This is a genomic window from Streptomyces glaucescens (genome assembly GCF_002154375.1).
Classification (GTDB): Bacteria; Actinomycetota; Actinomycetes; order Streptomycetales; family Streptomycetaceae; genus Streptomyces; species Streptomyces glaucescens.
Genome location: NZ_MUND01000757.1, coordinates 1 through 1,312 on the forward strand (window position 1 = coordinate 1; position 1,312 = coordinate 1,312).

Annotated in this window: 2 protein-coding genes; both read right to left on the bottom strand. The window is 70.5% G+C overall.

Annotation, left to right across the window (positions count from 1 at the left end; translation table 11 throughout):
* Positions 1 to 99 precede the first annotated feature (99 nt).
* Positions 100 to 819 carry a DUF3159 domain-containing protein gene (locus CCN42_RS36700; RefSeq protein ID WP_086741643.1) on the bottom strand — a complete coding sequence of 240 codons (720 nt, stop codon included), beginning with the start codon at positions 817 to 819 and terminating at the stop codon, positions 100 to 102.
* A 3-nt stretch (positions 820 to 822) separates the two neighbouring features.
* Positions 823 to 1,221, bottom strand: coding sequence for an OB-fold nucleic acid binding domain-containing protein (locus CCN42_RS36705; protein ID WP_086741644.1), 399 nt, complete (start codon positions 1,219 to 1,221; stop codon positions 823 to 825).
* Positions 1,222 to 1,312 lie beyond the last annotated feature (91 nt).

Genomic DNA, 1,312 nt, shown 5'->3' on the forward strand with positions numbered 1-1,312 from the left:
GCTCGGCTCGGCGTCGTGGTCCCGCCGGGCGCCGCGCGGCCGCGGCGTGGTACGTCCCGCTCGGCGCCGCGCGCCTGCTCGGCCGCGCCCGCCGCGCGCCTACTCGGCCGACCGCTGCGCCGCCTCCCGCTGCTCGGCGGCAGCCTCCTCCGCCTCCATCTCGGCGAAGACGTCGATGGGCGGCGGCGCCTTCGCCAGGAAGACCCAGGTCAGCCACACGGCCAGCAGGAAGGGCGGGATCTTCAACGCGACGAGCACCCAGCCGAGCTGGGTGGTGTCGGCCCACCAGTACAGCGGGAAGAGGATGGCGCACTTGGCGAGCAGGATCAGCCCCCAGGCCCAGCTGGCCTTGGTGTACGCCTTCTTCCGCCCGGGGTTGCGGGTGCGCCAGGACAGGTTCTCCTTGAAGACCGGCCCCAGGATCAGACCGATCAGCGGCACACCGGCCATCGCCGTGATGATGTACGCCAGCGCGAGGCCCAGCGTGTAGAGCATGCCGGGCAGGTAGAAGTCCTTGGCGTTGCCGGTCATCATCGCGAAGACGACACCGAAGGCCACGCCGAAGACCCCGCTGAAGGCGTGCTTGACGGTGTCCCGCATGACGAGGCGCACCGCGACCAGCAGCAGGGACACGGCCAGCGCGGCGATCGCCGACAGGTGCAGGTCCTTGTTGACGGTGTAGATCGTGACGAAGAGCAGCCCCGGCAGCACCGTCTCGACCATGCCGCGGACACCGCCGAACGCCTCGAAGAGCGCGGCTTCCGTCACCGCCCTCGAGTCCTGTGGGGTGTCTTCGGTCGGCTTGTCGAGCGACGTCACCGGCTACTCCCGTCCGAGGGGTCTCAGTTCGTACTTCGGATTGAACAGCACCCGCCGGCCCCGGCTCATCGAGACCCGGCCCGACGCGATCAGTTTGCGCCCCGGTTCTATGCCCGTGATGGAGCGCCTGCCGAGCCACACCACGTCCAGCGCGGCGGAGCCGTCGAACAGTTCGGCCTCCAGGGCCGGGACGCCCGCGCGCGGACGGAGGGTGACCGTGCGCAACGTACCAGTTACGGTGACGATCTGCCGGTCGTGGCAGTCGCCGATGCGGGTGCAGCCGGCGGTGGCGGCGTCCTCTCGCAGCTCCTCGGACTCCAGGTCCTCCTGCGAAGAGGAGAGCCGGTCGAGCATGCGCCGGAACCGGCCCACCGGCTTTTCGGAACGAGGAACAGCACTCATGCTTGCAGGGTACCGGGGCGCACCGACACGGTCGTAGCCCCCGCCGCTTTCCGCCTCGCGGAGGGACATCGCGCGAAGGGCCGCACCCCGG

Excerpts from the sequence above, each read along its gene's own strand:
- CCN42_RS36705 (WP_086741644.1), bottom strand. The coding sequence starts at position 1,221 with ATGAGTGCTGTTCCTCGTTCCGAAAAGCCGGTGGGCCGGTTCCGGCGC.